Genomic DNA, 26,989 nt, shown 5'->3' with positions numbered 1-26,989 from the left:
CACGATGGAGGTATTCAAATGTTGCAATCATTTATACTGATCGACGAGTTGAAAACAACTCGCTCAGCTACCTCCTCGTCCTCCACTGCGCTGAATGATTCAGAACGTTCCGTGGAATCCTTGCCTGACGAGATGTTGAAGGATCTGGGATTTCGCGTATATGCCGCTTCTACTGTCAAAGAAATTTCCTTTATCATTCCTAAGGTCGATGCTGTATTATTATCTGTAAGTCCTGATCAAGTAGAACCGTGGCGCAATCGTGTACTTGCTCTCAAAAGCCTTCCCTTGTTCTGGTGGTGCGACAGACTAACGTTTCCTTCTCATGAATGCAAGGTCGATGGCGGCATAGATGGCTTAATTGGTTCAACGATGACTGCACTGGAAGTTCATTGCGCTTTGCTGCTGGGCGTGAATCATTATTTTCAACGAACCGAGTGGCAGCAAGAACGTGAACAGCTTCATTCCAAGCTGGAAGAGCGGAAATGGGTAGATCAAGCGAAGCGGATCTTATGTGAGATCAAGGGGATTTCCGAAGCGGAGTCCTACGATTTTTTACGTAAACAAGCGATGAATGAACGTAAACGAATGGTAGACGTGGCTACCTCCATTGTCAAGGTGTATCAACTACTTCAGGATCAGAACCAAGGAGGTCGGAAACGATGATATCTTTACTCAAAGAAGTGGGCCGCGGCAAACGCGGAGCCAGAGACCTCACGTATGAGGAGGCTTCACAGGCAGCAGAACTCATGCTTACAGGCGGTGCGACACAAGCCCAAATGGGCGCTTTCCTCGTCGCCGAGCGTATTAAGATGGAATCGCCGGATGAGATCAAAGCCTTCATCCATGCGCTGCGCAAGCGGACGAACGCTTATCCTATCCCCGGCAGCATCGACTGCGCCGGCCCTTATGACGGACGCGCGCGCACGTTCATCGCAACGTTGCCAACGGCATTCGTGCTGGCCGCCTGCGGTCTGCCAACTACGCTGCACGGCAGCCCCAGCATGCCGCCCAAGTGGGGCATCACGCTGACGGATGTCCTAGCCGCGCTAGGCGTTCACGCACTTTCCGCATCGCGCGAAGCGCTCGTTTCCGCTGCGTCCCGAACAGGCTTCCTGTTCGCGCCAACGGAAAGCTGGTGCCCGCCGCTCGGCGAGCTGCGCGAACTGCGCCAAGAACTCGGGCTGCGCACTGTGTTCAATACCGCAGAGAAGCTGCTTCGTTTCACCGAAGCGCCCTTCATGGCGGTCGGTGTGTTCCACGGCACTGTGTTCGAGAAAATCACTAATTTATTGATCGAATTAGGGATATCCCGCGGCATCGTGGTGCAGGGGATGGAAGGTTCGGAAGATTTGGCCATCGATAAGCGTACACGAACCTACCTGATTCAAGACGGAGCCAGTGAGTTATTTATCGTGGATCCTGAAATTTATGAATTAATGGTTGAGGTCCCCGAAGTTGAATGGACAGCTCAGCTGCAAGGTGAAACCGCCCTAGCCGTACTGCGCGGAGAAGCTGAACTCCCCTATTTGAACATGGTTCTGCTCAATAGCGCCGTTCGTTTGTGGGTATCACAAAAAGCAGGTTCGATCGAAGAAGGCATTTACTTGGCTCGACATGCGATTGAACAAGGGGCCGCTTTCCAGAAATATACGGAATGGACCCAGGCGATTAAACCTGTTTCTACAACTTAATAACAGAAGCAGCGCACATTTCCTCTTCAACCCTTTGCACGGATATCCTATTGGAGTCTGAAGCAAAGGGTTTTTCGACAAAAATGTCATCATTTGGGAAGGAATCACCCAATTTATGTCGAATTAAGTCGGTTATCCGTCTTAGTTAGGAAGTGAGTCCTTAATGTCCACGCGTCACCTTATACTAACGTGTATAATTTATCTTCTTCCATCCATCTACTTTTTGTATTCTTCTATAGAAATTCGGCTCCGAAATCCCAAAAGCAAGATTCATCGCGCAGCCACCCTTTTCGTTGCCAGCTATGCGGTCATTTTCCTGGCTCAATTCTTAATGAACCTGCTTCCCTCCTCCTTTGCGCCTTTTTTTTACCAAGTTATCTTCTTCCCAAGCATCTTGCTTTCCACAGGTCTGGGTATGATGTTTTACTTCAACATAAGCAAAATTGGCGACAAACTTTCCCGCACAGTCCGAATTGTTATATACGCTGTACCCTTTTGCTTGTTTACTCCCTTAGCCGTCTTCACCCCCTATGTGATTAAGGGATATGAACCGCATAGCGAGTGGATCAAACCTATCGCCGGCCCTTTATTTCCTTATTCCCTGCTGTTTGTGCTGCTGTATGTAACTACCGAAATACTCATGCTCGTTAGGATCATACGCGCACATTCCGGCATTCATCGGCGTAAATATGTCATGTTGATGATAACTAGCCTTGTCACTTTATTTTGGGGTATTCTCGTGTCCATTTTTACCAACCTTGTACATATTTCTATGACAGTGCCCGAGCTCTCCATTCATCCCGTGATCTTCTATGTCCTTGCCGCTCGTGCGATTATCAAAAGATATGATTTGCTGCCCGGTGAATCCCGCAAGTATGAGATGCTGTTCGATCTCGTTCCTTTCGGTGTTGCCTTGCTGGACAAGGACGGGAATATTATTGAAATTAATGCGGCTGGCAAAAGAATGCTGCCTCCGGTTGATAATGAACATTCGCCTAACGCGTATTCCTTTCTAGAAACATTTCCAAAGGAGCTTCATCCGCAGCTGCTTGAGTCGCATCGCAAGCTCTTCGATGCTAGGCATTCCTTGCACAATTTCGAAGTAAACAAACTATCTATCATGACCAATAAACCAATGACCTTGGTCATCGATACCGACTATTTGGATGTTGGGGACGAAACGCTTGAGTTTATGATTCTACGAGATATTACCGCACAAAAGGAAGCAGAACAGAAGATCTCCTTCCTCGCCTATCACGATGCCCTGACAGGCCTGCCCAATCGCAACCAGTTTCAACGTGTTGTCAAAGACTTATTACAACAAGCCGAAAAAGAAAATCAGCTGCTTGCGGTCATGCTGCTGGATTTGGACCGTTTCAAAATAGTCAACGATAGCCTCGGTCATCAAGTCGGGGATCGGTTGCTGCAATTTGTCGCTGGTCTATTATCGGAGCCTTTCTACGAAGGAAGTACGGTCGCTAGAATCGGCGGAGACGAATTTCTCATTCTCCTCCCTAATTTGCCAAGCAAAAAGGATGGACTGCAAATCGCAAATCAACTAATTGCTCGCTTCCAGAACGCTGCCTACATCGAGAATGGAATTGAATTAAGTGTAACTGCAAGCTTGGGCATCAGCTTCTACCCGAATGATGGCAAGGACGTCCATTCCTTAATTAAGAGTGCAGACATCTCGATGTATCGAGCCAAAGAACAAGGGCGCAACCAGATGGAAGCCTATCAGCCTTCCATGAGTCATATGGCCGATGAACGTCTCGCCTTGGAACGCAACTTGCGCAAAGCTATTGAACGCGATGAGCTGGTGCTTTATTATCAGCCGCAAATTGACCTGACTGATGGCCGTGTTTGCGGCATGGAAGCTCTCGTTCGCTGGAACTCGCCTGAACACGGCATGGTCCCGCCGCTTCAGTTCATTCCTTTCGCCGAAGAATGCGGGCTTATTGTGCCCCTCGGAGATTGGGTGCTGCGCAATGCCTGCCTGCAGTGCAAACATTGGCAGGATCAGGGATTGCCCGCCCTTAAGGTCGCCGTTAATATTTCTACCCTGCAATTTCATCAGCTTCATTTCGCAGACAAGGTCCAAGCGGTTCTGGAGGAAACGGGATTAGAAGCCAAGTATCTTTGTTTGGAAATTACCGAAAGCGTTGCTATACAGAACGAAGAGCAGGCGCTTGCCTTGCTGAATCAGTTAACCGCACTTGGCATCTCGATTGCGATCGATGATTTCGGTACCGGCTTCTCTTCGCTTTCCCTGCTTCACAAGTTGCCCGTCCATCAAATCAAAATTGATAAGTCCTTTATCGGAGACAAGTCTCCGCAAGGCGCCCAAATTGCCAAAAGTATCATTTCCCTGTCACGCAGCCTGAATATGAATGTGTTGGCAGAAGGCGTTGAAACAGAAGAACAATACGACTTCTTGGCCCAGCACAAATGCGACAGCATCCAGGGCTACCTAATCTCACGTCCCGTTAGCGCCTATGAGTTTGAACAATGGCATCGCGCTAGACTGAACAGCATAAGCAATCAGAAACGCGACTTCGCCGTCCAAAGAGATGAGACTTTTAACAGTGGTGGCCCATCCTATTAAAGGAATGGGAACTCCAGTATGCTATTTAGGCAAATAGATAGGGTACGAGGGCGATAGCGGAACTACAGGGCCTTACTTCCACGAAAAAAGCTGATTTTCCTGGAAAAAAAGCAAAATAGCGCTCTGTAGTTCCCTTTGGCTCGCGAAAATGCCGCTTTTTGATAGAATAGCGCTCTGTAGTTCCTCTCATCTCCGCGCGAGGCAGTTGGTGTGACTCTTCGATCACCCCATAAATTCGAGTTAAAAAAGAACCCTTAAGCCACTTCTCGTGGTATTGAAGGTTCTTTTCATTAGAGAGTTCTATTTCACTGTGTCTGCGACTCGCTTCACCATACCCTCAAAGGAGATCAATCCTCCGCCGGAGAGGTACCAGTTGCGCGCTGTCATGAACTACTCCATCACCGTCAAGCGTTCACTGGCCGGTATGCGCTGCTGCGCGGATGGAATTTTCCCTGGATAACCTACATGCATGCTGGCTATTATCCGTTCATCTGGCTTTACACCGAAAGCTTCACGGAAAGCATCTAACCGCAGCAATGGATACGTCTCCCACACCATGCCAATTCCTTGCTCCCATGCAAGCAAGCTGAAATTGTGAATGACACAGCTAGCCGAGGCATAATCTTCTTCCGCAATAGCTGGATTCGCATTCACTTGCAGGACAACGGCAATGAACATAGGCACAGACATGAACTTGTCGAATAGCTTTTGGCCGATTTCCTTGGCCTTCACAGGATCGGGCTCATTGGCTTCTCTGAACTTGCGCACAATATCGGCCAGTTTCTGGCGCCCCTCACCTTGAATGATGACAAAGCGCCACGGCTGCGTCATCCGGTGATTCGGTGCCCAAACGGCTGTATCCAGAAGTTCAGACACCACTTCCAAGGGAACAGATTTATCCTCGAATTGGTGTACGGAACGTCGTTCTTTAATAAGTTTTGTTAGCTCCATGTTTCCTCCGATCTAGTCTTCTAGATTTCTCCGCCATGAGAATACAGTCATGATTGGGACAATAAATGGTAAACCGTCTCGTCTGTTAAGCTGCCATGCATGGTGGCATTGTACAGCAGCAAGCCCATGCCCGGCATAGGCCATACATCCACATCCTTGCAGCTCTGATACGTATGTTCCAATCATAATTGATAATTATTCTCAATGTCAAATATTGTGAGCCTTTTTCCATACAAAAAAGCCTCCACCCATCATTCGGGCAAAGGCTTACAGGCCTGTCGTTACTTCCCAATAAACTGCTGTGTAAACATCTTGCCGCAGGGTCCACCATTAACGATTCCAATGCCAATATGCGTATAATCTTTGCTTAAAATATTCGCTTTGTGGCCAGGTGAATTCATCAGGGCTTCGTGTGCTGCTTGTACGCTTTGATTACAAGCGATATTTTCGCCAGCGGCATTATACGTTATACCGAATTTCTCCATCATATCAAATGGCGATCCATACGTCGGTGAGTCATGGGAGAAATATTTGTTATCAACCATATCCTGACTTTTGAGCCTTGCCGTTTTGACCAGCGCCGCATCCGCTAGAAGTGGAGAAAGTCCCACGGCTGCTCGTTCTTTATTCACCAAATCAAGCATTTGCTGCTCCTCAACCGTTAATCCTGTCTCCGATGGAACCTGAGGAACTGGGATCGGGGTTGGCGATATTGGTACCGGAGTTGGCGTCGGAGATATCGGTACTGGGGTTGGCGTCGGCGTGGACGGCGTCTTTTTCGGTATTTTCAGATTCCCGTATGCCCATAGAATGGACTGCAAGGTTTGATCATCTACATCACCTGTTACCGGAAGACCATATCTGCTTTGGAAAGCTTTCACACCCGCCTGTGTTTGGTTTCCATAGTAGCCCGTAATAGGACCACCATAGTAGCCAAGTGACTTCAACATCCCCTGAACCGCATACACATCCGGTCCCTTAGCTCCTTTGCCATAAGCAAAAGCAGTCGTTGTGGATGAGAAAAACAAGGCGATACAAATGCATAAGATCCAGATATGCTTTTTTTTGCCTTGAAACATGAGTTTACGTTCACTCCCCGTCATCAGCATCATTCGTCGCATTATGGACGATAAGCATTAGAATGACCTAATTCCCGATTATTATCCAAAATAATGAAAATTTGCATTGGGAGATCCTCATCTAGTTTAAATCTCAGTTCAAGCATCTCAAACGAGCATGGACGACCATTCGGCCATCCTTTGGATCAAGCACGTAATCACAGGTCGACAACGTGACTATCTGATTAGCTGCTGTTGGCTCAATGTCAGAAGCACACAACGATTTTTGCGCTACATGTAATTCTTCTCCTCTCGGTACTCTCGCGGTGAGCGACCGTGTAACTTACGGAATAGCTTTGAAAAATAATGGATGGATGAAAAACCGTGTTTTTCAGCGATTTCAGTGATATTCAGGTTTGTAAAGAGGAGATCCTCTTTCGCACGGTTAATCCTGAATTGAATGACATATTGGGTAGGTGGTACTCCCGTTACTTGTTTGAACAAATCAAAAAAATAACCTCGACTTATACCTAATTCTTTGTAATACGTTTCCAACGGTTGTAGATTGCCAAGTACCAGATCCTGATCCAATCGATCAAGCAACTTGGACATGCGGAGATTAGGGATATGCTCCTCTTTCAGGGCAAAAGTTAGAAAAAACTCGATAAACTGCTGGAAACTGCTTTGAATCCTTAAATTACGAATATAAGTCCTCTCGTTCGTATAGCAATTATCAGTATAAAATTTCTCAAAAAAATCGATCCATATTTGCAGCTTCTCTACTTTCAAATGCTCGGGTAAAAAATATGGAAAAATGGGGCCAACCAATGAAGGCTCCAGCGTGTTAACATCATAACAAATTCGACTCGGGTCGGCGAAATCGACTCGACGAGCTACATATGACCAATCGAAATAACAGCAAATGTGAACCATTGGATCTAAGCTGTCGGCAACCCAATGATGGGGTTGGCCAGCAGGAATGAATACAAGAGAACCTGCTGCTGTTTCATAAGTTCGACCACCAGTATGAATGACACCTCTGCCTTCGCTTATCAAGTATAGGGAGGACGTATAACAAATCCGATAGTTGCTAGTCTGAGCCTTTGAGAATGGATATCTGGTTGCATAGTACACGTACGGATGAAATTCAGCGAAATCCAACACCATTGACCACACCACCTAACGACTTCATCTATAACAATTGATATGACGATTGTACAAATTTTTGACGATTTTGCAAATACAAAATAATGCAAACCTTGTACTATGTATAAGTGAAGACGACATTTTCTAGGAGGATTTAGGATGATAGAATCCAATTACTTGTTGACGGATGAGCAAATGATGCAGTTTATTACGAAAGGCTATCTTGTTCTTAGGAACGAATTACCTAATCAGCTTCATCAAAGCATTATGAACCAGATTAATCATGTTATGCACAATGAAGGGAATCCAGGAAACAACATTCTGCCACGTGTCCCAGACATTCAACAGTTGTTCGATACGCCGACCGTCAAGGGAGCCTTAAGCAGTGTATTAGGTCCGGACTATTACATGCATCCTCATCGCCACTGTCATTACAATCAACCTGGAAATGAGACTCCTGGTGGCGGACAATGGCACAAAGACGGCTATTGGTCTTCCATGCGCAGCCACCGTCCATGGTGGGCAATGATCTTCTATTACACCCACGATATAACAGAAGATTTAGGTCCAACTGCGATCATGCCAGGTACCCAATATTACGAAAAATTTATCGACGAACAGGGCGAAACCCTGCTGCCCACAGGTAAGGCAGGTACTATGGTGCTCGTACATTTCGATTTATGGCATAGAGCTTCGCTTAATGTATCACCACTAGATCGTTATATGCTTAAGTTTCAATTCCTAAGATTGCGTGCACCGGAGATTCCGACCTGGAATCATCAAAGCAAGGAGATGATTGTGCCGGAAGGAACACCTGCTACCCACTTAAATTTATGGCAGGACGTCTGGGACTGGCTTCGCGGTGAACGGCTAATAAAGCAAGATAACAACAGTACGAGCGAGAAGCGATTATTGTCATTACAGATCAACCTTGAGTCTGAAGACCCTACCGTTCGCGGCCGGTCTGCTGACGAATTGGGTCAGTTAGGAGCAGCAGCTTCTTCTTGCGCTCCTTCGCTTGGTAATCTTTTAAATGATCCGGTCGAAACCACGGCTTTGAATGCAGCCTATGCGCTTGGACACCTTGAAACACAAGGTATTAACACCCTAATCAGCCACCTTACAGAGGGCTCAACCCTTATTGCTGAACGAGCAGCATATGGATTGCAAGCAGCTGGTGATGAGGCAATTCCCGAGCTGCTTCGTGTTATGAAGCATGCAGACGAAAAGCGAAGAGCATTAGCAGCATTCGTACTTGGGATGATTGGATCTTCCGCAGGTGAAGTTACATCCACGCTAATCTCAAGTTTACAAGATGAGAGCGAATGGGTTCGCCGAAATGCGGTCGAAGCACTAGGTATGATTAAAAATGCTGATGAATCCATTGTTCTGGCATTAGCTAAAGTTCTAAAAGATTCATTAAGAAGTGAAACCAACGATGCTTCAGATTCCAATAACCAAACAGCGAAAACGTCTTATGTAGTCTCTCAGCGTTACATTACGAATAAGATTGGATATACTGCGGCACTATCGCTACTTCGTACCGGTCATGTTGGAGATGTTAGGGAAGCTGTCAGTTCCTTGGCTGAAGCTCTTCATAGCCAAGACCGTTACGTCAGAGCTTATGCAGCGGAAGCACTCACCCATCTGCGAACAGCGGAAGCAGTAGACATCTTGATCCGCTATTACCGCTCTTCTCGCTGGTGTCCAGATACGAGCAAAACTAGTACTTTCTAGAGAATAAATGACTAGTGAGGGGAACTCTGGGACGCTATTTGGGCAAATATTGGGGATGCGAGGGTCTTAGCGGAACTACAGGGTCTTATTTCCACGAAAAGCGCTGAATTTCTCGTGAAACAGCAAAATAGCGCCCTGTAGCTTCCCCCGCCCTCGCGATAATGCCACTTTTGGCTATATAGCGTACTGTAGTTCTCTCCCGCGCGAGGCAGCTGGAGTAACTCCGCGTTTACAATGAACCTTGAGGCTAGCCCAAGCCCCCTTACGAACTCAATACCCTCTATTCGATCAAAATCGCGCCTTCTGAAAATCTAAGGAATCCCAGATTCGCTATTTCAACAAAATGACTACCATTCCACCTATCATGTGCTCGATAGCGCCAATCCAGTTCATTAAAATCTTCAAAGTAGCTATTTTCTCGTCTATAAGCATCATAGAGTTCATTAGACGCCACTTGAGACCGAAAACCCGCCGTACCAAAGTAATCTACGTTAGACCACTTCCCTTGCTCATTCTACCACCTGAGAATATCATGATCTTAGTTTAAACAGCCTGTAAACCATTACAGCGGCTTGCGCCCTTGTCGCATATTCTTCAAGTGCAAATGTGCCAATGTCGAAACCATTCATAATGCCTTCTTGCTGCATCGTGGCAACGGCATCGGTAGCATAAGTGGCGATCGTCTCCTGATCTTTGAAGGCGGCTGCCGCTTCTTTGTTCGGCAAGACGATATTTATTGCTTTCACGGCCCGATACAACATTGTCGCCTTATCTTGTCTGCTGATGGGATCATTGATACCGAAGCTGCCGTCTTCCCTGCCGTTAACGATACCGAGTGATTGCGCTGCAGTAATGGCCTTGTAATACCATGCGCCCGCGCTGACATCGGCAAAAGTCGCAACAGCTTTGTCATCCCCGACTTCCAATGCTCCTGTTAGCATCTGAATAAACTGTGCTCGCGTCACGTTGCCGTTTGGACTATATCGTCCTTCTCCGACCCCACTCACTACTCCTCTGACACCAACTGTTCTTGGTTTGAAAAGGTAGCAAATTGACCAATTGACATATCGCATCTTATCCGCTAAAGTAAAACTATAACTTAGTACCTAGTACTAATACCAAATACTAAAGGAGTGATTTCCATGACTGCCTCAACTCCCCTGCAAGCCCGCATCTCTGCCATCGGTACTTACGTGCCTTCTCATATTCTAAGCAACGCCGATCTGCAAGATATGGTTGATACGAATGACGAATGGATTGTACAGCGCACGGGCATCCGCGAACGCAGACTTGCTGCTGCCGATGAATTCACAAGCCATCTATGTATAGCTGCTGTGCAGGATATGCTCGGCAGATATCCCGCTTCGCTCGACGAGGTTGAGCTTATCATCGTAGCTACACATACCCCGGATCTTCCGTCTACCCCGGTTGCCTGCCAGATTCAGGCGCACTTCGGGCTGCCTGCAACGGGGGCTTACGACCTTAATGCCACCTGTGCCGGCTTCGCTTACGCACTGCATACGGCAAGTGCATTGGTCGCTGCCGGCGTGCACCGCAAAGTTCTGGTGGTCGGCGCCGACTCCCTGTCCAAAATAACGGATTATACCGATCGTTCCACTTGCATTCTGTTTGGCGATGGCGCCGGTGCTGTCGTCGTGGAGCGCGAAGAACAGCACCCTGCGTTTATTGCGCATCATATGGGATCGGACGGATCCGGCGGCAAGCATGTATACCGTACTGGCTTGTCTACGATGTGGCAGGACATCCCGCTGACGGGCGATGGCAAGCTTGTCCAGAATGGCCGCGAAGTCTATAAATTCGCGGTAACAACGGTTCCGCAAGGCATCGAGAAGCTGCTTGCCAAGAGCGGATTGACGCAAACAGCGATCGATTGGTTTATCCCCCACAGCGCTAACTTGCGAATTATTGAATCCATATGCGAGAAAAGCGGAATACCTGTGGATAAAGCTCTCTATAGTCTGGAATACATGGGCAACACTTCCGCGGCATCCATTCCGCTTGCTCTAGATTTGGGGATCAAGGAAGGGAAAGTTAAGGACGGCGACACCCTTTTAATGTATGGCTTTGGCGGGGGGCTTACGCACGCAGGATTGATCGTGCGCTGGGGGTAAGTCAACGCTTGATTTGCTTGTTAATCCATGGTTTGCCTGGTGTTCCCACATAGCGCACACGCCGGTTTTGTTTGGTCAATTTCTGTATTAGCGTACGCTGATAGCCACTCAGTGCCGCTAAGTTCTCTGCCAGATGACTAGCCAACTGCTCCGAGGTTTCAACCTGATCGGCAATGGTCTCTAAGATTCGGCATATGGCTCGCTGGCTTCGCGCCAGCGAGGTCAGCATATGCAGTTCAATGGTTTCACGATTCGCTGCTTTCATTACTTGTCATCCTCACCGAATGAAAATAGGTTGCCCATGCCGCCCGAGCCGCCGGAATTTCCGGAACCGGACTCATTTTGCCCAAGAAGTGCTTGCATATGACGGTTTAATGAGTTCTCCATCTTCGTCAAACCATCAATAAGTTCAATCACATATTCATGAATTTCTCCGGTTTGCTTCATTTGATTTTCATGGCCCTCCAAGTTGGAGGAATTAATATGGTGGCATATCCAATTGCGTGATTTCTCTGCTTCAACCACTCTAGCCTCCAACATTAAGGCGATTTCATGCTGCAGCTTCGCCGTAGCATCCAGCATATGCAAATAAAGATCATTTCTGTTCAAGTCGGATCCCTCTATTCCTCATCTTCAGGTTCTTTCATTTCTTTCATCACAATTTCCGTTTGCTGAGCGATGGCTTCTTCTAGATTAGCAAGGCTGTTCAAGTAAGCCGTTATATTTTTGGTCAACTGCAAAGCCTGTTCCTGCAGCATGCTTAGGCCTTCAAAATCGGGATGCGAATCTGGTATATCGTTCGCAATGACGGCCATCTGCGTCGAAATACTTCGCTTTGCTTCCAGAATCTTGGACATCTCGTGGTGCGAGGCTGCTATATGGGAAATGATCGTCGTTACCCGTTGTTCCAATCTGTTTCGCCTCCAAATCCGCTTTTTCACTTTAAGTTATGCAGCCATGCAGCGAACGGTGTCTGCCTCAAGTTATTCCATGAAGGTATGGGGATCAACGCCCCATTTATCTATAAATTTCTGACGATTTTGCTGCAGCAGCGCTTGGACGGCCTCATAACCTTTTTTATGAAAACTGGCGCTCCCATGATGGAAAATAAAACAATCGCCGACAATTAATAATCGGTAACCAGCCAAACGCGTGCGATAACAGAAATCGTCATCTTCAAAATGTCCTGGCGAGAATCGCTCATCCATGAAACCGATTTGGTCCAGCAGCTCCCTTTTAAAAAGCAAGGAAATTCCGACCAAACGGGTTGTATCTTGCCAGATCGCAGGATTCGGCGTGTTATATTTGGCTACCATTTCATTGATATTGGTATAGGGCTCCTGAATCTGCTGTCTGCCGCTCGCATAATTAGTCATCGGTCCAACTATTCCTACATCGTCGCTGCTGTAAAGGGCCCGCAGCATGTTGTCCAGCCAGTTCGGAGTCGCTAATGTATCGTTATTCAGCAGCATCAAGGCGTTGCCTGTGGCGATATGAAGACCATAATTACAAGCGACAGGGAAACCGCGGTTAATGGGGATAGCAACAAGCTTGAGACGTTCTCTATGACAATACTCCAGCGTGCCATCTTGGGAACCGTTGTCCACAACGATGATTTCATAAGGCACGGAAGTGTGCCTGCGAATGGATGCCACGCACTCTTGCAATAAATTTAGGCCATTGAATGTCGGAATGATGATACTCGTTACCTGCATGCAACTTCCCCCTCGAGGAATTCCCTTTTTCGAATGACATCAGGAAACACAATACGCTCTCCTCTCAACTTCATGGCAAAGTTCAGCGCTTCGACATGATCGCCGATAATCAACCGGGCAACAGGGTTATTTCTCCCCTTGTTCATCTTACGAATGCGATTGACGGATACGACATTAATGCTGGCTGGCGCTGTTATTCGAAGTCCGTTCAAGATCGCATTAACCTGCGCTTTCGGCGGTACCATGAGCTCTGCACAGCCCATTTGCGTAATCGCTTTGCGAGATAAGGCATGTGGTACCGCAGTTAGTGAATTGGCATTCAAGTCCGGCCGCTTCATGGACACGTTCAGGAATCGCTTCATAACCGTCACAGAATCCCACTGCGAGAATGTCGGTAAATACGGGGATATATTATTCAAAGCAAGATCATGACCACGTTCGATCGCATAGATAAAAGGAAGCAATTTCTCTGCGCCAACTACAAAATCGCCATCCAAGAAGAGCAGAATGTCCGATTGCGCTAATTTGGCTCCGATGGCTCTACCGACATCATGGCCCAGTGGATCGGGATAATGCACAATTAGCGCCTGGGAATGGGCTTTAACTTTCTCCAAAGTATGATCATTAGAGCCATTCACAATAATAATGATCTCATCCAGCGGTAAGCGATTCAGCTGCTCAAGCACCTTAACAATGGTTCGTTCCTCGTTCATGACACAAACAACAGCTCCGACGGACTTGGCTGTCGGCATTAACACCCAATCCGGGAGTGGCAGTTTGGCCGCTTTGCAATAACCGGAGACGTATCCTCTGGCAGCAGCTTCATAGCTTGGGGCATTGGACAGAAGCAACTCAGAAGACGATCTCTGCATCCAATGGTTGTTCAGGGCTTTCTTCTGGTAACCCTCTTTGGTAATATCATATTTCAGCGCATCTTCCTGACCCGCCCGACTCCCCCAGTTCCGCCAATACAATTGAGTTCTTGTTCGTTTGGGAGTAAAATTCTTACGAAGGCGTGGCGAAGTTCGCTTAGGACTTACTCTTTTTTTATTCATCGGCGCAGCTAGGGTCTGAGCGCTTCTTCTCTTGATGTTCGGTTTCATCGGCTCACCTCATCATTTCTCTTACGCGCAACTGATCGTGTATGCTCGCTCGTTCACCAGATACTCCAACCAACCAGCCAATCGCTTCCAGATGATCACCAATGATTAAGTCGCCAATGGGATCAGACGCTTTGGGCCTTCTGCGGATACGATTGCGAAGTCCCACTTGAATAAGTTGGGTTGCTTTTATATGAAGTCCATGATGTGCCGCTATCGCTTGCGCCAGTGGAGGAACTGCCAAATTATCAGCTCCGATCATGTTCAGTGCTTTGCGGCTTATCGCATGCGGAATCGTCGTCATGGAGGCACCTAGCAAATCGGGACGATTAATGATCGCATTTAAGGCGTGTTTCGCTAACACAACGCGATGAACGCCAACTTTGGCCGTGCTTCCGTTATATTTATTCAAAGCGACATCCACACCACGCTGTACGGCTCTTACCAGCGGCATCACTTCTTTGGCTGCTACAACGAAATCAGCATCCAGGAAGAGTAGAATATCTCCCCTGGCTTCTTTTGCTCCAATACTTCTTCCTACATCATGTCCTAGCGGTTGATTAAACGAGATAACCCTTGCCCCTAATTGTGCTGCTACTCGTTTACTCCCATCTGACGAACCATTGTCAACCACGATGACTTCTGTTTGCGGGTGCACACGAAAGGCTTCCCGAATCACCTTAGCCAAGGTTCGTGCCTCATTGCAAACAGGAATGATGACGGATACTTTAGGCTGATGCAAGCTGATGCGCGCCACTAGCTGCTTCTGCTTCCGCTGAATACGTTGGTTACTCAATTCGTTCTCAACTCCTATCCATGACGGAATATCTGCTTTATGTATTCTATGATTAGAAAAGGAAGAGGACAGGGCAGAAGCCGTACAATAGGAAAACAGGCAGATGTACAGCCTATCCGTTCGGCTCAGTTCCTAGTCACAATCGGGCAGTTGCCTCGTACCTCCTCCCTGCTCCTCACGTAAGATAGTGGATAAGATCCGAAAGAGAGGAATGCACGATGAAAGCTATTGTTACTGGCGGTGCGGGATTCATTGGCTCCCATCTAGTCGATGAGCTGCTTGCCCAGCACTATGAAGTTCATGTCCTAGATAACCTGTCATCTGGAAAAATAGATCACATGCATCCAGAAGCCAATTTTCATCAAGTCGATATCTGCGATGAACAGATGAAGCCGCTTATCGCGGCCATTGGGCCTGACGTTGTTTTCCACCTTGCGGCACAAGCCGATGTTCAGCGTTCGATTGCGAATCCAGGCCAAGATGCCTACATTAATCTGATCGGCACCATTCATCTCCTTGAAGCCTCGCGGGATGCGGGTGTAAGCAAATTCATCTTCGCTTCAACTTCCGCCGTGTACGGCAACTTACAGCGAGAGACACTTATCGAAACAGACCCCACGTCACCGATTTCTTACTATGGCTTATCCAAATTTGCTGCCGAATCCTATATTCGAGTCTTCCATCAATTCCACGGACTTCCCTACACCATCTTGCGGTATGGCAATGTGTACGGCCCCAGACAAACGCCGAAAGGAGAGGGCGGCGTAGTCGCTGTCTTCATGGATCGCCTGCTGAAAGAGACAGCAATCACGCTTCATGGCGATGGAGAGCAGACTCGAGACTTCGTCTATGTGAAAGATGTGGTACGTGCGAATCTCGCGGCCATCCACCGCGGCGGCGGAGAGACGCTGCATGTGAGTACGAGCAGCCCAACCTCCGTCAAGGAGTTGGCGAAGCTTCTTTTGCACTATCACGGCTCTGAACTGCCAATCCTGCATGCCTTAGCTAGAGATGGCGATATCAAGCACAGCTGTTTGGATAATCGCAAAGCACTCGCACTCTTGTCCTGGATGCCTCAATATGACATTCGATCAGGCTTGTTAGAAACGTACCAGATCAGCACCAACAATTAGACCATTGAACACGAAAGAACCTCACACTCGGTGCAACTCGAGGTAAGGTTCTTTACGTTCGTTATTCCGTTTGTTTCAGCTAAGAATGCTTAGTCAGAGTAAGCTGCGGCGTTAAAGCTTTCTGGGCCTGCTCCCGTTACAGGTGTTAATACGGAAAGGATAGAAGCTACGGAAACAGTAGCTGAGAATTGGACACGAAGATTAGCTCCTGCGCCATCCCTCTCTGGCCTTACTTTACGCCAAGCTCTCCAAGCATCTTCATAAACTTCTTCGTATATTTGCGAACCGTGAACCGGACTTTGATATAACGCTCTCCATTCGTTCGAATATGTTTGCGAAGTTCAGCATTGTACATCAGTTGTTTGGCCAGAACAACAGCTTGACCAATGTCCCCATGGGGAAAGAATAAGCCCGTTTCATGATGAAAAATGAAGTTCCTGACCCCGTCCGAATCTGTTGTAAGCACAGGACAGCGGCAAAGCATAGCCTCCGCCACGGCATAACCGAAGCCTTCCAAGATGGAGGTTGAGCATAGAAAACCACCCGAGTCGCCTATCATGGAGAAATAGTCAGCCATCTGCTCATGAGGGACGTTCGAATATCGGATTACCCGATCTTCAATTCCCAGCTCTGCGATCTTCTCTTCAAATTTCTTCTGCTCACCGGGTTCATTTAAATCCATATCGCCGAACATCCACAAATACAGATTCGGGATAGATCGGCTAAGCTGATAACCGAGCTCAATGAAGTCACGCCAGTTTTTATTCGCCTCAATTCTTCCTACCCAGGCAATAACACAATATTTCTTCTGCGGGTACGAGGTATAGCCGAAATCATCCATATTTAAGGGATCATCGAAGGAAAAATGCTTTTTATCCGGGAAAAAATCTTCGAGCAGCCGCATTAAATGAGAGGTGCGCGGGTATAGCAGCGCGGAAGCATATTTAGTCACATTAGCTTCAGCCTGCTTCAAAATCTCCACAGCCGTTTCCATCGTGCCTAGCCCCTGAATCTCATATATGAGCGTTTTCTTGTACCCGCTGGCGCGAATCTTCTGCAGCAATTCGAAATCGGTGCAGACGATGACCGCGTCATAATTTTCCCGCTGGAGCAAATCTTCGATATCCTTGTTTGTACTGCAAATATGTGTCTTTATATGTTTAATATTTCGCCGTCCATTGCCGTCAAATTTATAGAGCATATGGCATTCGATACCGATTTTTTGCAAAGCTTCGCAGCGTATTCGATTCAAGGTATCCATGCCGCCACTAGGGTTATAGAACGTAAATAAAATTTTCATAGCCCGGCCCGCTTTCATACTAGATGTTTCTTAATTTGGTAAGCAAAAAAATGCACCGTTCGGAAAAGCTCATTGAAATAGGGTTTGTCATCCTGCTCATATTTGCGGTATCCGATTAAATTGTCTTTCGTAAAATAATTAGACATGTAATCTGGCGTTTGGCTGCTTAATTGCTGGACTAGTGTTTGCATCAAGAGACGTTGGGACAAAGGCTCTTTCCCCAACACAAAGGTGAAGGGCGTTTTCGTAAACTGCGAAGCATAGAAAATAGCCTTATCTTCGTCCACTTGAGGAAAAAAATTATATTTCACTGCGGGATGTGAAATTTGGGAAATTTCATAGGTAGCTGCTCGATCGGAGGAACAGTCCAAAATGTGCAATTCATAGTTGCTAAATGATTGTTCATATAGGCTCTCCAAACATGCGATACTCCCTTCATCCATTCGGTTCACACAGAATAGCACGGTCACTAGCGGTGCAATGCCCCGCCTCATTCTGGCCTCATGTCGTGCCAAGTGATAGGCATATCTCCATTTGCGATGGTTTTCCGTAGTTAGCAAGGTAGCAGAAATACTGAACGTAGAATTCACCCGGTAATCAACAAGCTCCACAGGAATATATTTGATGTCGCAAAGTTCGGTTAAGCGAAGCCAGTATTCATAGTCCTCTACAGGTTCAAGATAGTACCCGTCGATTTGCTTGGCATATTGTGACTTATACATAAAGGACACGCCCGTTATGCAAGCATCCAGAAGCGCATCTCTGGACTGGGATTGATACTGCCTCAACTGTGCCAATGTTTGCTCCGTGTCCATGGAACGGTCATCCCCATCTATGGAGCAAAATGAACTATAGACAAGTCCAACCTCCTCCGGACAACGAGCAAGAGCATTGCGCAGCACCGAAATAAATTGTGGATAATAGATATTGTCACTGGATACCCAAGTCACATATTTCAACCTCGGATCTGCGAATAATACCTCAAAACCACGGTTTAACGCTTTAGCCACACCCAGATTGACTTCATTCACGATAAACTCTACTCGGGGGTCCCCACCAACCAGCTGTTTGGAAAGTTTCAGCATCTCCGGGTCTCCATCGATCACAAGAACGAATCGAAATTGCTTAAACGTCTGATTCAATATCGACTTTATCGCTGCGCTTAGATATTCACGTTTTTGCTTGTATACGGGCATAACGATTCCGACTTCAATCATGGATTCGAACCCCTTCCTTGCGTTATTACTAATAGCTTATTTCTGTACGTAGTCATTTGATTGTGTTCGTAACCAGTTACTTGTCTAAAATGCAAAAAAAGAAGACCGGACTCACGTCCATCTTCTTGTATCAACCCTTTTGCACCTTCAGCGAGGTCCGCAGTTCACAGACATTGGATCAACTACGGGAAAATCGGGGGAAATCAGGAAAAACTATTGTGAAAAGGAACTATGATCCTCTATTTGGCTCGAAATCGGATATTGACAGCTGAAAGGGAAGTAGGATCCCTTATTTCAGCATTTTCCGCTCAGAATCAACATTCTCGCCGATATAACGTACCACAGTTCCCTCTCATGCTACTTTTACCCCGTTCTCCGTCAATTAGCGGACCATAGTTCCTTCTCGGGTTCAATGTCTTACTGAATCCACTTGATTAGCTTAAAGCTGGAATGATTGCGAATTCAGGTTGCAGGACTCTTTTGTCACCAATCGGGTTTCCAAATGTATCAGAAGCAAAACAAGTTGGAATCGTCAGGTTCGGCGTCGAACTGTCAATTTCAATCTGAACTTCATATGCGATAACACCCGCTATTGAGAACGTGTGAATATCCACAAAGCCCGATACTACATAGTACCCTGTGAAATGCAAGGGCGTTTTCGCAACACCAGTACCTGTCGTATAAAATACTTTCACCAGAACCAGCGCTGTATTCACGGGATCATCATTCGTAATATTGACAATGACATTCGCAGCAGAAGTTCCTCCGTCTTTCGTATTGTTGATTAAACCAGTTGTATATACCATTTATGTCCACCTCCTATCTATGAATCTACCATTACTATATGCATGGCTTGCTAGAATGATTGGACAAATAAGATCAGTTCGTGGAGAGTTATAAAAAAAGGCATTGGAGATAACCTCCAAATGCCTGGTAACCTCCAAAACCCTTATGTTCCTGAAAAAATGGTTTGTGCCCCCGTCCTTGTATCTGTCCAAACACCAATAAAATCAGCTGGCGGGCTGCTGGCAATGTCGATATAGTAGCCAATCGTCGTCACCGGTGTGGCACTTCCCGCATTCGGATTGCTGGAGGCTGTGCTTAATTGTGTCACGGTAAACGAGTTGCCTCCGTTGGAAGATTCCGCAACATAGGTGTTTAAATTAAAACCATCCGCTTGATTCGAATAGTAAATAACAGTGATTAGACCCGTTTTCGGCGAGACGGCAATCGCTGGGAAGAAGTTCTGAAAGCCAGGCCCGCTATTCGATATTAATAAGGGGGCGCTCCAAGTAACGCCGTCATCCACCGATTTGGATAAAAAGATAGCTGCATACCCGAGCCGATTGTCCTGCCAGGTTACATAAACATTCCCGCTTGTCGGAAATGATGACGTATCTGTCGCAATATTGGCTGATGTCAGAACAAGAAATCCATAGCCTGTCACTGGCAGCACATCGGGAACAAGCGTCACCGAAGATACCGTAACTGCAGGCAAAAAGGTTGTTCCCCCATCCAAGGAGCGGCTTACTTTGAATTCCGTAGTTGGGCTCAGCGTAATATAAGCCACATAAACAATGCCCGAAAGCCCGATACCGATATCAGATCGTGTTACGATGCCAGCCTCCGGAGACACGAGTACAGGCTGCTGCCAGGTAACTCCCCCATCCAAGGACCTTTGAAAGAAAATCGTGGATCCACCAATGACATCCGTATTAAACCCGTGAACATAAATTAAATAGGAATTCCCTTGGAAAGAACTGGCTTGCGCATTATCGATTTCCACGATGACCTGCACATTATTCGTAAAGGTGCCATACCCAGGCGCTACGATAATAGGAGCAGAGAATGTTGCGCCATTATCTGTAGAACGATAGACAACTATTGTGCCAGATACCGCATTAAATACATGCGATGCCACGAGGAAAATGCTTGAATATCCATAAGCCACCACATTAGATTCCCCTCCCAGAAAACCAGCTGGAAGGGGCAATGTGGTCGGCGACCAGGTATTTCCTGAATCCATGGAGCGGTACACCGCAACAAGCGGCGGTCCGGAAGTAAAATCGGTAGCGCCAACGAGAATAATATTCGTACTCAACCAATTAACGGCGACATACGGTTGCTGAGCAAGCGTACCAGGGGGTGACACTTGAACATTAGCCATAACCATCCTCCTCATTTTCATGTATTGAATTTACTTAGGGATTATTATTCCCTGCAAAAATGGTCTGTGTCCCCGTCCTCGTATCTGTCCAAACACCTAGAAAGTCATCGGGTGGTATGATGGTCAAATCAATGTAATCCCCAATAAGCGGTGTAGGAGTGGGACTGGTCCCATTCGGATTAAAAGATACAGTAGAGACTCTGGAATTGATGAAGGTCAAGCCTCCATCGCTCGATTCAGCGACGTAAGTATCCAGATCAAAGCCATCCAATTTATTCGTATAATATAAAATTTTCACGGTCCCCGTCTTGGGCGAAACCGCAATAGCCGGGAAGAAATTCTGTGATCCCGGCGGAGCGTTCGTTACTGAAATCGGAGCATTCCAGGTCTGTCCTTGGTCTAGCGATCGGGAAAGGAAAATGTCCGCATACCCTTGGCGGTTATCCTGCCAAACCGCATACACATTGCCGCTGGTTCCAGGGATCAGCGACGTATCGGCTGCGAGATTAGAGAAATTAAGTATACGAAACTCGTAACCAGTGACAGGGAGTGGACTCGGAACCAGGACAACCGTAGAAACAAAGATTGGCGCTCCGAAGGTTGTCCCTCCGTCCAATGAAATTCGAATAAAAAAAGCTGGACTTGCCGAACTGGTATCGATCCATCCCAAGCTCACAACTCCTTTCAAACTGACCGCCACATCAGCCCGTTCCGTATCCTCCATCAAGTCCGAGAGGAACTGTGGCTGGTCCCAGGTAAGCCCGCTGTCTCTTGATCGTTGAAAGCCAGCTACAGAGTTGCCTCCTAAATCGACATTGTATTGCCGGTTGTAAGTGACATACACTTGACCCAAATAAGGGCTGGACTGCGCATTATCAATAATAATTTTCGTCCAGTCGTTATTAATGAAATTGCCATAACCTCTGTTGACAAAGATAGGATCTGAAAAGGTCACGCCGTTGTCCGTCGAGCGATAAGCAACAACCGTGCCATCGGAATCGCCAGGAAACACATGCGCTGAGACGATAAACAAGTTCGGAAATCCATAGGCAACGAAGCCCGCTTCTGCTCCGTTGAAACCCGCAGGCAGTGGAAGGAGCGCGTTGACCCAATTCACGCCGCCATTGGTTGAGCGATAGATCCCAATCAATGGCGGACCAGAGGAAAAGTCTGTTGCAGTTGCCATGACTGTCGTTAGATCCAGTAAATTTACGGCAACCGAAGGCTCCTGCTTCGGATTACCACTGGGAGTCACTTGATAATTCGCCACGATACTTCCTCCTTCGATTACATTCGCTGTAACTTGCCTCTAAGCACGCTTGCTTTTCTTATAAGCTATCGAGCATAGCCTTGAAATGCTGTGCATAGGTATCAGCGCTGAAATTGCGCTCCACATGAAGCTGAGCCGCCGCACGGATCGATTCCCGCAATTCCAAATTCCTCATCAATTCCTTGGCCTCAACAATCGCTTGTGCGATATGTCCTTGTTGATAGTATTTGCCCGTGGCATTGTGATAGATCGAACTGGAGACACCATCCGAATATGTCGATAGGACCGGGCAGCGACAGCTCATGGCTTCCAAAACAGCATAGGGAGCCCCTTCTACCTTAGAGGTGGAACATAAGAGACCTCCCGAATCTCCAATCATGGAGAAATAGTTGGGCATTTGAGCATGCTCCACATTGGAACGCAAGGTAAGATGCTTCTTCAGGCGGAGCTGTTCCACGAGTTCATGAAACTGAACCCGCTCCTCCGGCACCGATAGATGGTGATCTTCAAACATCCACAATTGCAATTTGGGGTATCCATGATGAATTAAGGTATGGCCGATTTGTAAAAACTCACGCCAATTTTTATTATCCTGAATACGTCCAAGCCAACCGATAATCGGTTCTTGGGCTCTAGGCAGAGGCTGATAGGTAAAAGAGTGCGAATCAAAAGCATTATTGAAATTAAACCGGGGAATAGCCGGGAATAATTCTTCAAATAAAGCAGTGATATGCGGCGTCCGTGGGTTAAGCAATCCAACGGCATAAGCATTCACATAAGGGATGGCCTGTGTAAGCTCTTTCCGAGCCACATCCTTGGGACCGTATCCCTGCACTTCCAGCACCAGTTTGCCGGTATATCCGAGTAATCGAAATCTTGGAAAGGATACGTAATCTGTCGTTACCACAATGGCATCATAATTGCCTTTATCAATAATTTGTTTAATTTCTATATCGTTTTTTGTTACATAATAAGGGGTATCTGATTTATTTTGCATCCCGGCTCCCCAACCATAATAGAGGCAATCACCATGAATGCCATAAGGTTTAAGCGCCTTGCATCTTAGACGGTTCAAGGTATCCACCCCGCCGCTTGGCACATAATAAACGAAAAGAACATTCACATTGTTCTCCTCTTTTCTCAATGGATTCGGACAAAATTATCTTGTGTGAATATTGCTACCACATGTCCATTGCTTTTCATATGCAGCGTAACAGCTGTTGTGGCGTAAGTGTTGATATTGGTTACAAGCAGCAAAGAAAAGGACTCATAGTTCGTATAAATATCAGGGATATGAATAACGGAATTGGCTGCGGACACAGGATTCAAATGATATAAGTACGTAAAGGTCGTCCCCGAAGGATTCGTCCCCTGAATCAACATATCGAATTCCTCATGGCCTAAGTTCTGCAAAGTAATATCAATAGACTGAATATAGTTAGAATTAATGGCTTGGCTTTCACTGGCATCTATCCGAAAAATCGACATTCGTTCACCATCCTCATACCCATTGGCTTCTTTATTCCATAACCGTGCATTTCAAAAGATAAGGACCCACGATAATCGCACGATGCTCTGACGAAAGAACAGATAAGTAGTAAATGTGAACGGGGTTTTCCCCGATTTCAACTTGCTCCACGATTGTATGCGCACTTACGAAACAAGACTCCAGTGTCCAATAGATGACAGGTCCGTCAGGAGCATCTTTGCGTAAAACAATTTCAATCTCCCCCATATCCCAGTTCATCGGCTTCTCCCATGCCACTTCCATTTGCAGGATAATTCGATTCCCTGGACTTACATGCATAGCAATGACAGAGGTGAGTACAACTTCCTTATCCGTAATCAAAAACGGCGTAAATGTCCCCTCTTTGGCTGAATTTGCATGTGTGTACTTCTGCATCGTCATCACTCCCTCTCCAAATCGCCTATACGCCTTGCCTGGCAGCGTGCAAAATATCTCTGATCGGTGCTCAAGCTCATGCATGTTCACTCTATTAAGGTATGAAATTAATGACAAAAGGGAAGGGCTTATTTCCACTAGAAAATACCTATATCTCACAGGTGGATTCTCTCATAAATTGGGGAAACAACGCCCTGCTTTTGTCCAATCCAATCCTCCTTGGGGCGCATCTACTATAGAAGCAACTTTTCCATGAAGAAGTTTCTGAGGGAGGTTAACTTATGCGATTGGTAGACTTGAAAGGCTCGTATGAGGCTGTTTTCAGCTTGGGAGGCCTTTGCGTTCCTGCGATGCAACTGGAGAAAAACGCGCTGCGTCCCTATTCGGGTGTGCTCGATTGGATGATTTCTAACCGCCTATCCGACGTCAATCGTCTGCTTCAGCAGCGATTTCAGGGTTTCATGGAACTGCCTAATCTGCAAATTCTCGGCTATGCCGGCCAGCAGCTCCTGGTACTCGATACCCGGTACTCCTTCATATCCAACCACGATTTCTCTATTCGCAAGAACAGTCTCACACAGCTGTCAGCTTATCCAGAAGTAAAAGCCAAATATGAGCGGCGAATCGCTCGTTTTTGGGACGTCCTTACCACTCGGCGGCGAATTCTTTTTGTTCGCTCAGGAGATACCTTCGAACATGTTGAGGAGCTGCAAGCCATATTGAGGGAGCTTGTTGCCTATGATTTCAGCCTCTTGTTCGTTCAGCATACAGCCGTTCCCGACCTTGTTGAAAAGGATTGCCCCCTTGCGAACGTCTGCTGGGTCCAACTGCCCAATCAGGAGATTTGGCATACCAACGATCATCTATGGAGTAACCTGTTGGAAGGAATTCAATTCAGAGAGGAGCTTTCTCTATGAAATTAGCGGACATAAAGGGAACCTACGATGCAATCTTCAGCTTAGGAGATTTATGCGGTCCCTCTATCCAATTAGAGAAGCATAAACTTCGTCCCTACTCCGGTGTTCTCGACTGGATGGGTTCTCATCAATTATCCGACGTCAACCGTCTGTTGCGGAATCGCTTCGAGGGCTTTATGCAGCTCCCCAACCTCAACGTGCTTGGGTATGCCAGCCAGAAAATATTCTTAGTTGTTGACGAGGCTTACAATGTCGCTTCCAATCACGACTTCTTTGTTGCCCGCAACACACCTGACCATTTGGCGACTTATCCGGAGGTCAAGGCCAAATATGACCGCCGTGTTGCTCGATTCCTAGAGAAAACAACAACTTGCTCCCATCTTTTATTCATTCGCACAGGGGGGACGCTTGAAGAAGTAAGAGAGCTGCACGCTGTCTTGAGCGGTCTCGTTACCCATCACTTCACGATCCTGTTCGTTGAGCATACGAAAGTGACAGGCATCGTTGAAACCGAGTGGCCTCTGCCGAGCGTCTGCTCCATTCAGCTCCCGGATAACGATGTGTTGTTTGGGAATGATCTGCTATGGGCTCAAATCTTGCAAGGCATTTATCTGAAATAAGGCGGAGGGGAACCAATGAAACTGGCACAGATCAAAGGCAATTATGACGCCATCTTCAGCTTAGGGGATCACTGCACCCCATCCATTCAATTGGAAAAAAATAAGCTGCGCCCCTACTCGGGCGTACTGGATTGGCTGATTTCACTGAATTTATCAGATGTCAATCGCTTGCTCAAGAATCGCTTTCAAGGCTTTATGGAATTAGCCAACCTCCAAATAATAGGTACAGCCTATGATAAAAATCTATTGGTCTTCGACCAAGCTTATCAGTTTTCTTCCAATCACGATTTTTTTACCAGCAAAAATACGCTGCACGAGCTGACCGCTTATCCCGAGGTTAAAGCCAAATATGATCGCAGGGTTCAGCGTTTTTTGGAAAAAATGAACACGGCTCATCACCTCTTGTTTATTCGCTGCGGCAGCTACACGAAGGAACAGGTGGACGAGCTGCATGCCATCCTATCCGAACTAGTGACTCATGAGTATCGTTTAATTCTTGTGAAGCATAGTCCTGTGCAGCAAATGATAGAAACACGCTGCACCTATGACAACGTTTGTACGCTTGAACTTCCAATGGATAACATTCTTACAGCGAATGATCATTGGTGGAAAGAAATATTGGACGGTATTCACATGGTCTAAAAGGAGGTCATCCCCTTGAAACTTTCCGAAATCAAAGGCTCCTATGATGCCTTCTTTAGTCTGGGAGACAGCTGCTTCCCTGCTATACAGCTGGAGAAAAATAAGCTGCGTCCCTACGCCGGTGTGCTGGATTGGATGGTATCCGGCGACTTGTCTCAGGTGAACCGGCTTTTGAATAATCGTTTTAATAGTTTCATGGAATTTAAAAATTTGAAGGTTGTCGGCGAAGACTATGGCCCCTTCAACTATATTGTGCGAGACGAGACTTATCACATCGACAGTGCTCATGATTTTTCCGTCAAAAAGAATACAATAGCGAACTTAGAATCGTACCCCGAAATCAAAGAAAAATACGATCGGCGTATCGAACGGTTCCTCGACAAATTAGAAACCAGCCGCAGGCTCCTATTCATTCGAACCGGCGGCAACAGGAAACAAGTGGAAGAGCTGCAGATGACACTCTCTAAGCTAGTGAAGCATGATTTCCGCATTTTGTTTGGCCAATATACCGATCGCGAGAACATCCTAGAAACGAATTGGCCAATTGAACGCGTATGCACCATCGAGCTGCCCAATCATGATATGCTGCATGGCAATGACACCTTGTGGAAGAGCATCTTCAGTGACATTCACTACAAGGACCTTGTGAATGAGTAGGACTGCGGGGATGTGCTTGGAGATAAATAAGCAAGCTAAACGGTCTAATCCCCGCCGACTTAGCGGTACGGCTTGAGATTAGACCTTGCTTATGTCTCCAAAACAGCCGCCTTTCGAGCAAATAAGCACGTTTAGCTACCTTATCCTGAGCTTTGAGCCCCCTCTACCATCGTGGGGTTCCAAAGCTCAGACCCTTAACGCTGAATTTCAACCCTATCTCACCTGAAATGCT

Annotated in this window: 28 protein-coding genes and 1 pseudogene; 10 read left to right on the top strand and 19 right to left on the bottom strand. The window is 46.8% G+C overall.

What is annotated here, in order from left to right; all coding sequences use genetic code 11:
- Window positions 1–18 precede the first annotated feature (18 nt).
- The 3 genes from IEY34_RS29365 to IEY34_RS29355 all read left to right on the top strand — a co-directional run bounded on the left by IEY34_RS29365 (window position 19) and on the right by IEY34_RS29355 (window position 4,296).
- Window positions 19–663, top strand: coding sequence for an ANTAR domain-containing response regulator (locus tag IEY34_RS29365; RefSeq protein ID WP_189018770.1), 645 nt, complete (start codon window positions 19–21; stop codon window positions 661–663).
- On the top strand, window positions 660–1,691 hold the full coding sequence (locus IEY34_RS29360; protein WP_189018769.1) for an anthranilate phosphoribosyltransferase: 1,032 nt from the start codon (window positions 660–662) through the stop codon (window positions 1,689–1,691). The genes IEY34_RS29365 and IEY34_RS29360 overlap by 4 nt, the downstream gene beginning before the upstream one ends.
- A gap of 163 nt (window positions 1,692–1,854) precedes the next feature.
- On the top strand, window positions 1,855–4,296 hold the full coding sequence (locus IEY34_RS29355) for an EAL domain-containing protein (RefSeq protein ID WP_189018767.1): 2,442 nt from the start codon (window positions 1,855–1,857) through the stop codon (window positions 4,294–4,296).
- 390 nt (window positions 4,297–4,686) lie between these two features.
- On the opposite strand, the gene IEY34_RS29350 is transcribed toward IEY34_RS29355, so the two are convergent.
- The 4 genes and pseudogenes from IEY34_RS29350 to IEY34_RS29340 all read right to left on the bottom strand — a co-directional run bounded on the left by IEY34_RS29350 (window position 4,687) and on the right by IEY34_RS29340 (window position 7,472).
- On the bottom strand, window positions 4,687–5,247 hold the full coding sequence (locus IEY34_RS29350) for a nitroreductase family protein (protein WP_189018765.1): 561 nt from the start codon (window positions 5,245–5,247) through the stop codon (window positions 4,687–4,689).
- A gap of 281 nt (window positions 5,248–5,528) precedes the next feature.
- Window positions 5,529–6,326 (bottom strand): peptidoglycan-binding protein, encoded by a 798-nt coding sequence (locus IEY34_RS29345; RefSeq protein ID WP_189018763.1) that lies wholly within the window; start codon window positions 6,324–6,326, stop codon window positions 5,529–5,531.
- A 133-nt stretch (window positions 6,327–6,459) separates the two neighbouring features.
- Window positions 6,460–6,600: pseudogene (locus IEY34_RS37955) on the bottom strand (class B sortase); the annotation flags it as partial.
- Window positions 6,597–7,472 (bottom strand): AraC family transcriptional regulator, encoded by an 876-nt coding sequence (locus tag IEY34_RS29340; RefSeq protein ID WP_229757904.1) that lies wholly within the window; start codon window positions 7,470–7,472, stop codon window positions 6,597–6,599. The gene IEY34_RS29340 and the pseudogene IEY34_RS37955, both read right to left, overlap by 4 nt.
- A 138-nt stretch (window positions 7,473–7,610) precedes the next feature.
- Between IEY34_RS29340 and IEY34_RS29335 the strand changes: the two genes are divergently transcribed.
- Window positions 7,611–9,188 carry a HEAT repeat domain-containing protein gene (locus IEY34_RS29335; protein WP_189018761.1) on the top strand — a complete coding sequence of 526 codons (1,578 nt, stop codon included), beginning with the start codon at window positions 7,611–7,613 and terminating at the stop codon, window positions 9,186–9,188.
- Between the two features lie 530 nt (window positions 9,189–9,718).
- On the opposite strand, the gene IEY34_RS29330 is transcribed toward IEY34_RS29335, so the two are convergent.
- Complete coding sequence (locus IEY34_RS29330) at window positions 9,719–10,195, bottom strand: S-layer homology domain-containing protein (RefSeq protein ID WP_189018759.1); 477 nt, start codon at window positions 10,193–10,195, stop codon at window positions 9,719–9,721.
- Between the two features lie 135 nt (window positions 10,196–10,330).
- Between IEY34_RS29330 and IEY34_RS29325 the strand changes: the two genes are divergently transcribed.
- Window positions 10,331–11,320, top strand: coding sequence for a ketoacyl-ACP synthase III (locus IEY34_RS29325; protein ID WP_189018757.1), 990 nt, complete (start codon window positions 10,331–10,333; stop codon window positions 11,318–11,320).
- Window position 11,321: 1 nt separating this feature from the next.
- Here the strand turns inward: IEY34_RS29325 and IEY34_RS29320 are convergent, their stop codons facing one another.
- From IEY34_RS29320 to IEY34_RS29295, 6 genes are all read right to left on the bottom strand, one after another.
- Window positions 11,322–11,585: a hypothetical protein gene (locus IEY34_RS29320; protein ID WP_189018756.1), complete on the bottom strand. Its 264-nt coding sequence runs from the start codon at window positions 11,583–11,585 to the stop codon at window positions 11,322–11,324.
- A complete protein-coding gene (locus IEY34_RS29315) occupies window positions 11,585–11,929 on the bottom strand; it encodes an alpha-helical endospore appendage domain-containing protein (protein WP_229757903.1) in 345 nt (114 codons plus the stop codon). Before IEY34_RS29315 ends, IEY34_RS29320 begins: the two co-directional genes overlap by 1 nt.
- A gap of 11 nt (window positions 11,930–11,940) precedes the next feature.
- Window positions 11,941–12,231 carry a nucleoside-diphosphate sugar epimerase gene (locus tag IEY34_RS29310; protein ID WP_189018754.1) on the bottom strand — a complete coding sequence of 97 codons (291 nt, stop codon included), beginning with the start codon at window positions 12,229–12,231 and terminating at the stop codon, window positions 11,941–11,943.
- A 72-nt stretch (window positions 12,232–12,303) separates the two neighbouring features.
- A complete protein-coding gene (locus IEY34_RS29305) occupies window positions 12,304–13,035 on the bottom strand; it encodes a glycosyltransferase family 2 protein (protein WP_189018752.1) in 732 nt (243 codons plus the stop codon).
- Window positions 13,026–14,138: a glycosyltransferase family 2 protein gene (locus tag IEY34_RS29300; protein WP_229757902.1), complete on the bottom strand. Its 1,113-nt coding sequence runs from the start codon at window positions 14,136–14,138 to the stop codon at window positions 13,026–13,028. The genes IEY34_RS29305 and IEY34_RS29300 overlap by 10 nt, the downstream gene beginning before the upstream one ends.
- Before the next feature lie 4 nt (window positions 14,139–14,142).
- Window positions 14,143–14,931 (bottom strand): glycosyltransferase family 2 protein, encoded by a 789-nt coding sequence (locus tag IEY34_RS29295; protein ID WP_229757901.1) that lies wholly within the window; start codon window positions 14,929–14,931, stop codon window positions 14,143–14,145.
- A 218-nt stretch (window positions 14,932–15,149) separates the two neighbouring features.
- On the opposite strand from IEY34_RS29295, the gene IEY34_RS29290 reads away from it, so the two are divergent.
- Window positions 15,150–16,064 (top strand): NAD-dependent epimerase/dehydratase family protein, encoded by a 915-nt coding sequence (locus IEY34_RS29290; protein WP_189018750.1) that lies wholly within the window; start codon window positions 15,150–15,152, stop codon window positions 16,062–16,064.
- Window positions 16,065–16,293: 229 nt separating this feature from the next.
- On the opposite strand, the gene IEY34_RS29285 is transcribed toward IEY34_RS29290, so the two are convergent.
- The 8 genes from IEY34_RS29285 to IEY34_RS29250 form a co-directional block, all read right to left on the bottom strand.
- Window positions 16,294–17,364 carry a glycosyltransferase family 4 protein gene (locus IEY34_RS29285; protein ID WP_189018748.1) on the bottom strand — a complete coding sequence of 357 codons (1,071 nt, stop codon included), beginning with the start codon at window positions 17,362–17,364 and terminating at the stop codon, window positions 16,294–16,296.
- 14 nt (window positions 17,365–17,378) lie between these two features.
- Entirely contained in the window at window positions 17,379–18,581 is a 1,203-nt protein-coding gene (locus tag IEY34_RS29280; protein ID WP_189018746.1) for a glycosyltransferase, read from the bottom strand.
- Window positions 18,582–19,015: 434 nt separating this feature from the next.
- Window positions 19,016–19,387, bottom strand: coding sequence for a hypothetical protein (locus IEY34_RS29275; RefSeq protein WP_189018744.1), 372 nt, complete (start codon window positions 19,385–19,387; stop codon window positions 19,016–19,018).
- Window positions 19,388–19,530: 143 nt separating this feature from the next.
- Window positions 19,531–20,748, bottom strand: coding sequence for a sialidase family protein (locus tag IEY34_RS29270; RefSeq protein ID WP_189018742.1), 1,218 nt, complete (start codon window positions 20,746–20,748; stop codon window positions 19,531–19,533).
- Between the two features lie 34 nt (window positions 20,749–20,782).
- Window positions 20,783–22,018, bottom strand: coding sequence for a sialidase family protein (locus tag IEY34_RS29265; RefSeq protein ID WP_189018740.1), 1,236 nt, complete (start codon window positions 22,016–22,018; stop codon window positions 20,783–20,785).
- Between the two features lie 58 nt (window positions 22,019–22,076).
- A complete protein-coding gene (locus tag IEY34_RS29260; RefSeq protein WP_189018738.1) occupies window positions 22,077–23,141 on the bottom strand; it encodes a glycosyltransferase family 4 protein in 1,065 nt (354 codons plus the stop codon).
- A 17-nt stretch (window positions 23,142–23,158) separates the two neighbouring features.
- The gene (locus tag IEY34_RS29255) at window positions 23,159–23,506 is read right to left on the bottom strand and encodes a hypothetical protein (RefSeq protein ID WP_189018736.1); all 348 of its coding nucleotides are present in this window, start codon (window positions 23,504–23,506) and stop codon (window positions 23,159–23,161) included.
- Window positions 23,507–23,537: 31 nt separating this feature from the next.
- Entirely contained in the window at window positions 23,538–23,927 is a 390-nt protein-coding gene (locus IEY34_RS29250; RefSeq protein WP_189018734.1) for a hypothetical protein, read from the bottom strand.
- 275 nt (window positions 23,928–24,202) lie between these two features.
- Here IEY34_RS29250 and IEY34_RS29245 point away from each other — a divergent pair, with 275 nt between their 5' ends.
- From IEY34_RS29245 to IEY34_RS29230, 4 genes are read left to right on the top strand one after another with little or no spacing between them, the layout of a single operon-like run.
- Entirely contained in the window at window positions 24,203–24,838 is a 636-nt protein-coding gene (locus IEY34_RS29245; RefSeq protein ID WP_189018732.1) for a DUF1796 family putative cysteine peptidase, read from the top strand.
- A complete protein-coding gene (locus IEY34_RS29240; protein WP_189018730.1) occupies window positions 24,835–25,458 on the top strand; it encodes a DUF1796 family putative cysteine peptidase in 624 nt (207 codons plus the stop codon). Before IEY34_RS29245 ends, IEY34_RS29240 begins: the two co-directional genes overlap by 4 nt.
- Window positions 25,459–25,473: 15 nt before the next feature.
- The gene (locus IEY34_RS29235) at window positions 25,474–26,100 is read left to right on the top strand and encodes a DUF1796 family putative cysteine peptidase (protein WP_189018728.1); all 627 of its coding nucleotides are present in this window, start codon (window positions 25,474–25,476) and stop codon (window positions 26,098–26,100) included.
- Window positions 26,101–26,115: 15 nt separating this feature from the next.
- Window positions 26,116–26,757: a DUF1796 family putative cysteine peptidase gene (locus IEY34_RS29230; RefSeq protein WP_189018726.1), complete on the top strand. Its 642-nt coding sequence runs from the start codon at window positions 26,116–26,118 to the stop codon at window positions 26,755–26,757.
- The last annotated feature ends 232 nt before the right edge of the window (window positions 26,758–26,989 follow it).

Origin of the sequence: Paenibacillus marchantiophytorum (genome assembly GCF_014640555.1) — a bacterium.
Taxonomy (GTDB): Bacteria; Bacillota; Bacilli; order Paenibacillales; family NBRC-103111; genus Paenibacillus_E; species Paenibacillus_E marchantiophytorum.
The sequence above is the reverse complement of the archived record's forward strand: the minus strand, read 5'-3'. Positions and strand labels throughout refer to the sequence as shown.

Excerpts from the sequence above, each read along its gene's own strand:
- IEY34_RS29365 (WP_189018770.1), top strand. The coding sequence starts at position 19 with ATGTTGCAATCATTTATACTGATCGACGAGTTGAAAACAACTCGCTCA.
- IEY34_RS29360 (WP_189018769.1), top strand. The coding sequence starts at position 660 with ATGATATCTTTACTCAAAGAAGTGGGCCGCGGCAAACGCGGAGCCAGA.
- IEY34_RS29355 (WP_189018767.1), top strand. The coding sequence starts at position 1,855 with ATGTCCACGCGTCACCTTATACTAACGTGTATAATTTATCTTCTTCCA.
- IEY34_RS29350 (WP_189018765.1), bottom strand. The coding sequence starts at position 5,247 with ATGGAGCTAACAAAACTTATTAAAGAACGACGTTCCGTACACCAATTC.
- IEY34_RS29345 (WP_189018763.1), bottom strand. The coding sequence starts at position 6,326 with ATGTTTCAAGGCAAAAAAAAGCATATCTGGATCTTATGCATTTGTATC.
- IEY34_RS29340 (WP_229757904.1), bottom strand. The coding sequence starts at position 7,472 with ATGGTGTTGGATTTCGCTGAATTTCATCCGTACGTGTACTATGCAACC.
- IEY34_RS29335 (WP_189018761.1), top strand. The coding sequence starts at position 7,611 with ATGATAGAATCCAATTACTTGTTGACGGATGAGCAAATGATGCAGTTT.
- IEY34_RS29325 (WP_189018757.1), top strand. The coding sequence starts at position 10,331 with ATGACTGCCTCAACTCCCCTGCAAGCCCGCATCTCTGCCATCGGTACT.
- IEY34_RS29320 (WP_189018756.1), bottom strand. The coding sequence starts at position 11,585 with ATGAAAGCAGCGAATCGTGAAACCATTGAACTGCATATGCTGACCTCG.
- IEY34_RS29305 (WP_189018752.1), bottom strand. The coding sequence starts at position 13,035 with ATGCAGGTAACGAGTATCATCATTCCGACATTCAATGGCCTAAATTTA.
- IEY34_RS29300 (WP_229757902.1), bottom strand. The coding sequence starts at position 14,138 with ATGAAACCGAACATCAAGAGAAGAAGCGCTCAGACCCTAGCTGCGCCG.
- IEY34_RS29290 (WP_189018750.1), top strand. The coding sequence starts at position 15,150 with ATGAAAGCTATTGTTACTGGCGGTGCGGGATTCATTGGCTCCCATCTA.
- IEY34_RS29285 (WP_189018748.1), bottom strand. The coding sequence starts at position 17,364 with ATGAAAATTTTATTTACGTTCTATAACCCTAGTGGCGGCATGGATACC.
- IEY34_RS29280 (WP_189018746.1), bottom strand. The coding sequence starts at position 18,581 with ATGATTGAAGTCGGAATCGTTATGCCCGTATACAAGCAAAAACGTGAA.
- IEY34_RS29275 (WP_189018744.1), bottom strand. The coding sequence starts at position 19,387 with ATGGTATATACAACTGGTTTAATCAACAATACGAAAGACGGAGGAACT.
- IEY34_RS29270 (WP_189018742.1), bottom strand. The coding sequence starts at position 20,748 with ATGGCTAATGTTCAAGTGTCACCCCCTGGTACGCTTGCTCAGCAACCG.
- IEY34_RS29255 (WP_189018736.1), bottom strand. The coding sequence starts at position 23,506 with ATGTCGATTTTTCGGATAGATGCCAGTGAAAGCCAAGCCATTAATTCT.
- IEY34_RS29250 (WP_189018734.1), bottom strand. The coding sequence starts at position 23,927 with ATGACGATGCAGAAGTACACACATGCAAATTCAGCCAAAGAGGGGACA.
- IEY34_RS29245 (WP_189018732.1), top strand. The coding sequence starts at position 24,203 with ATGCGATTGGTAGACTTGAAAGGCTCGTATGAGGCTGTTTTCAGCTTG.
- IEY34_RS29240 (WP_189018730.1), top strand. The coding sequence starts at position 24,835 with ATGAAATTAGCGGACATAAAGGGAACCTACGATGCAATCTTCAGCTTA.
- IEY34_RS29235 (WP_189018728.1), top strand. The coding sequence starts at position 25,474 with ATGAAACTGGCACAGATCAAAGGCAATTATGACGCCATCTTCAGCTTA.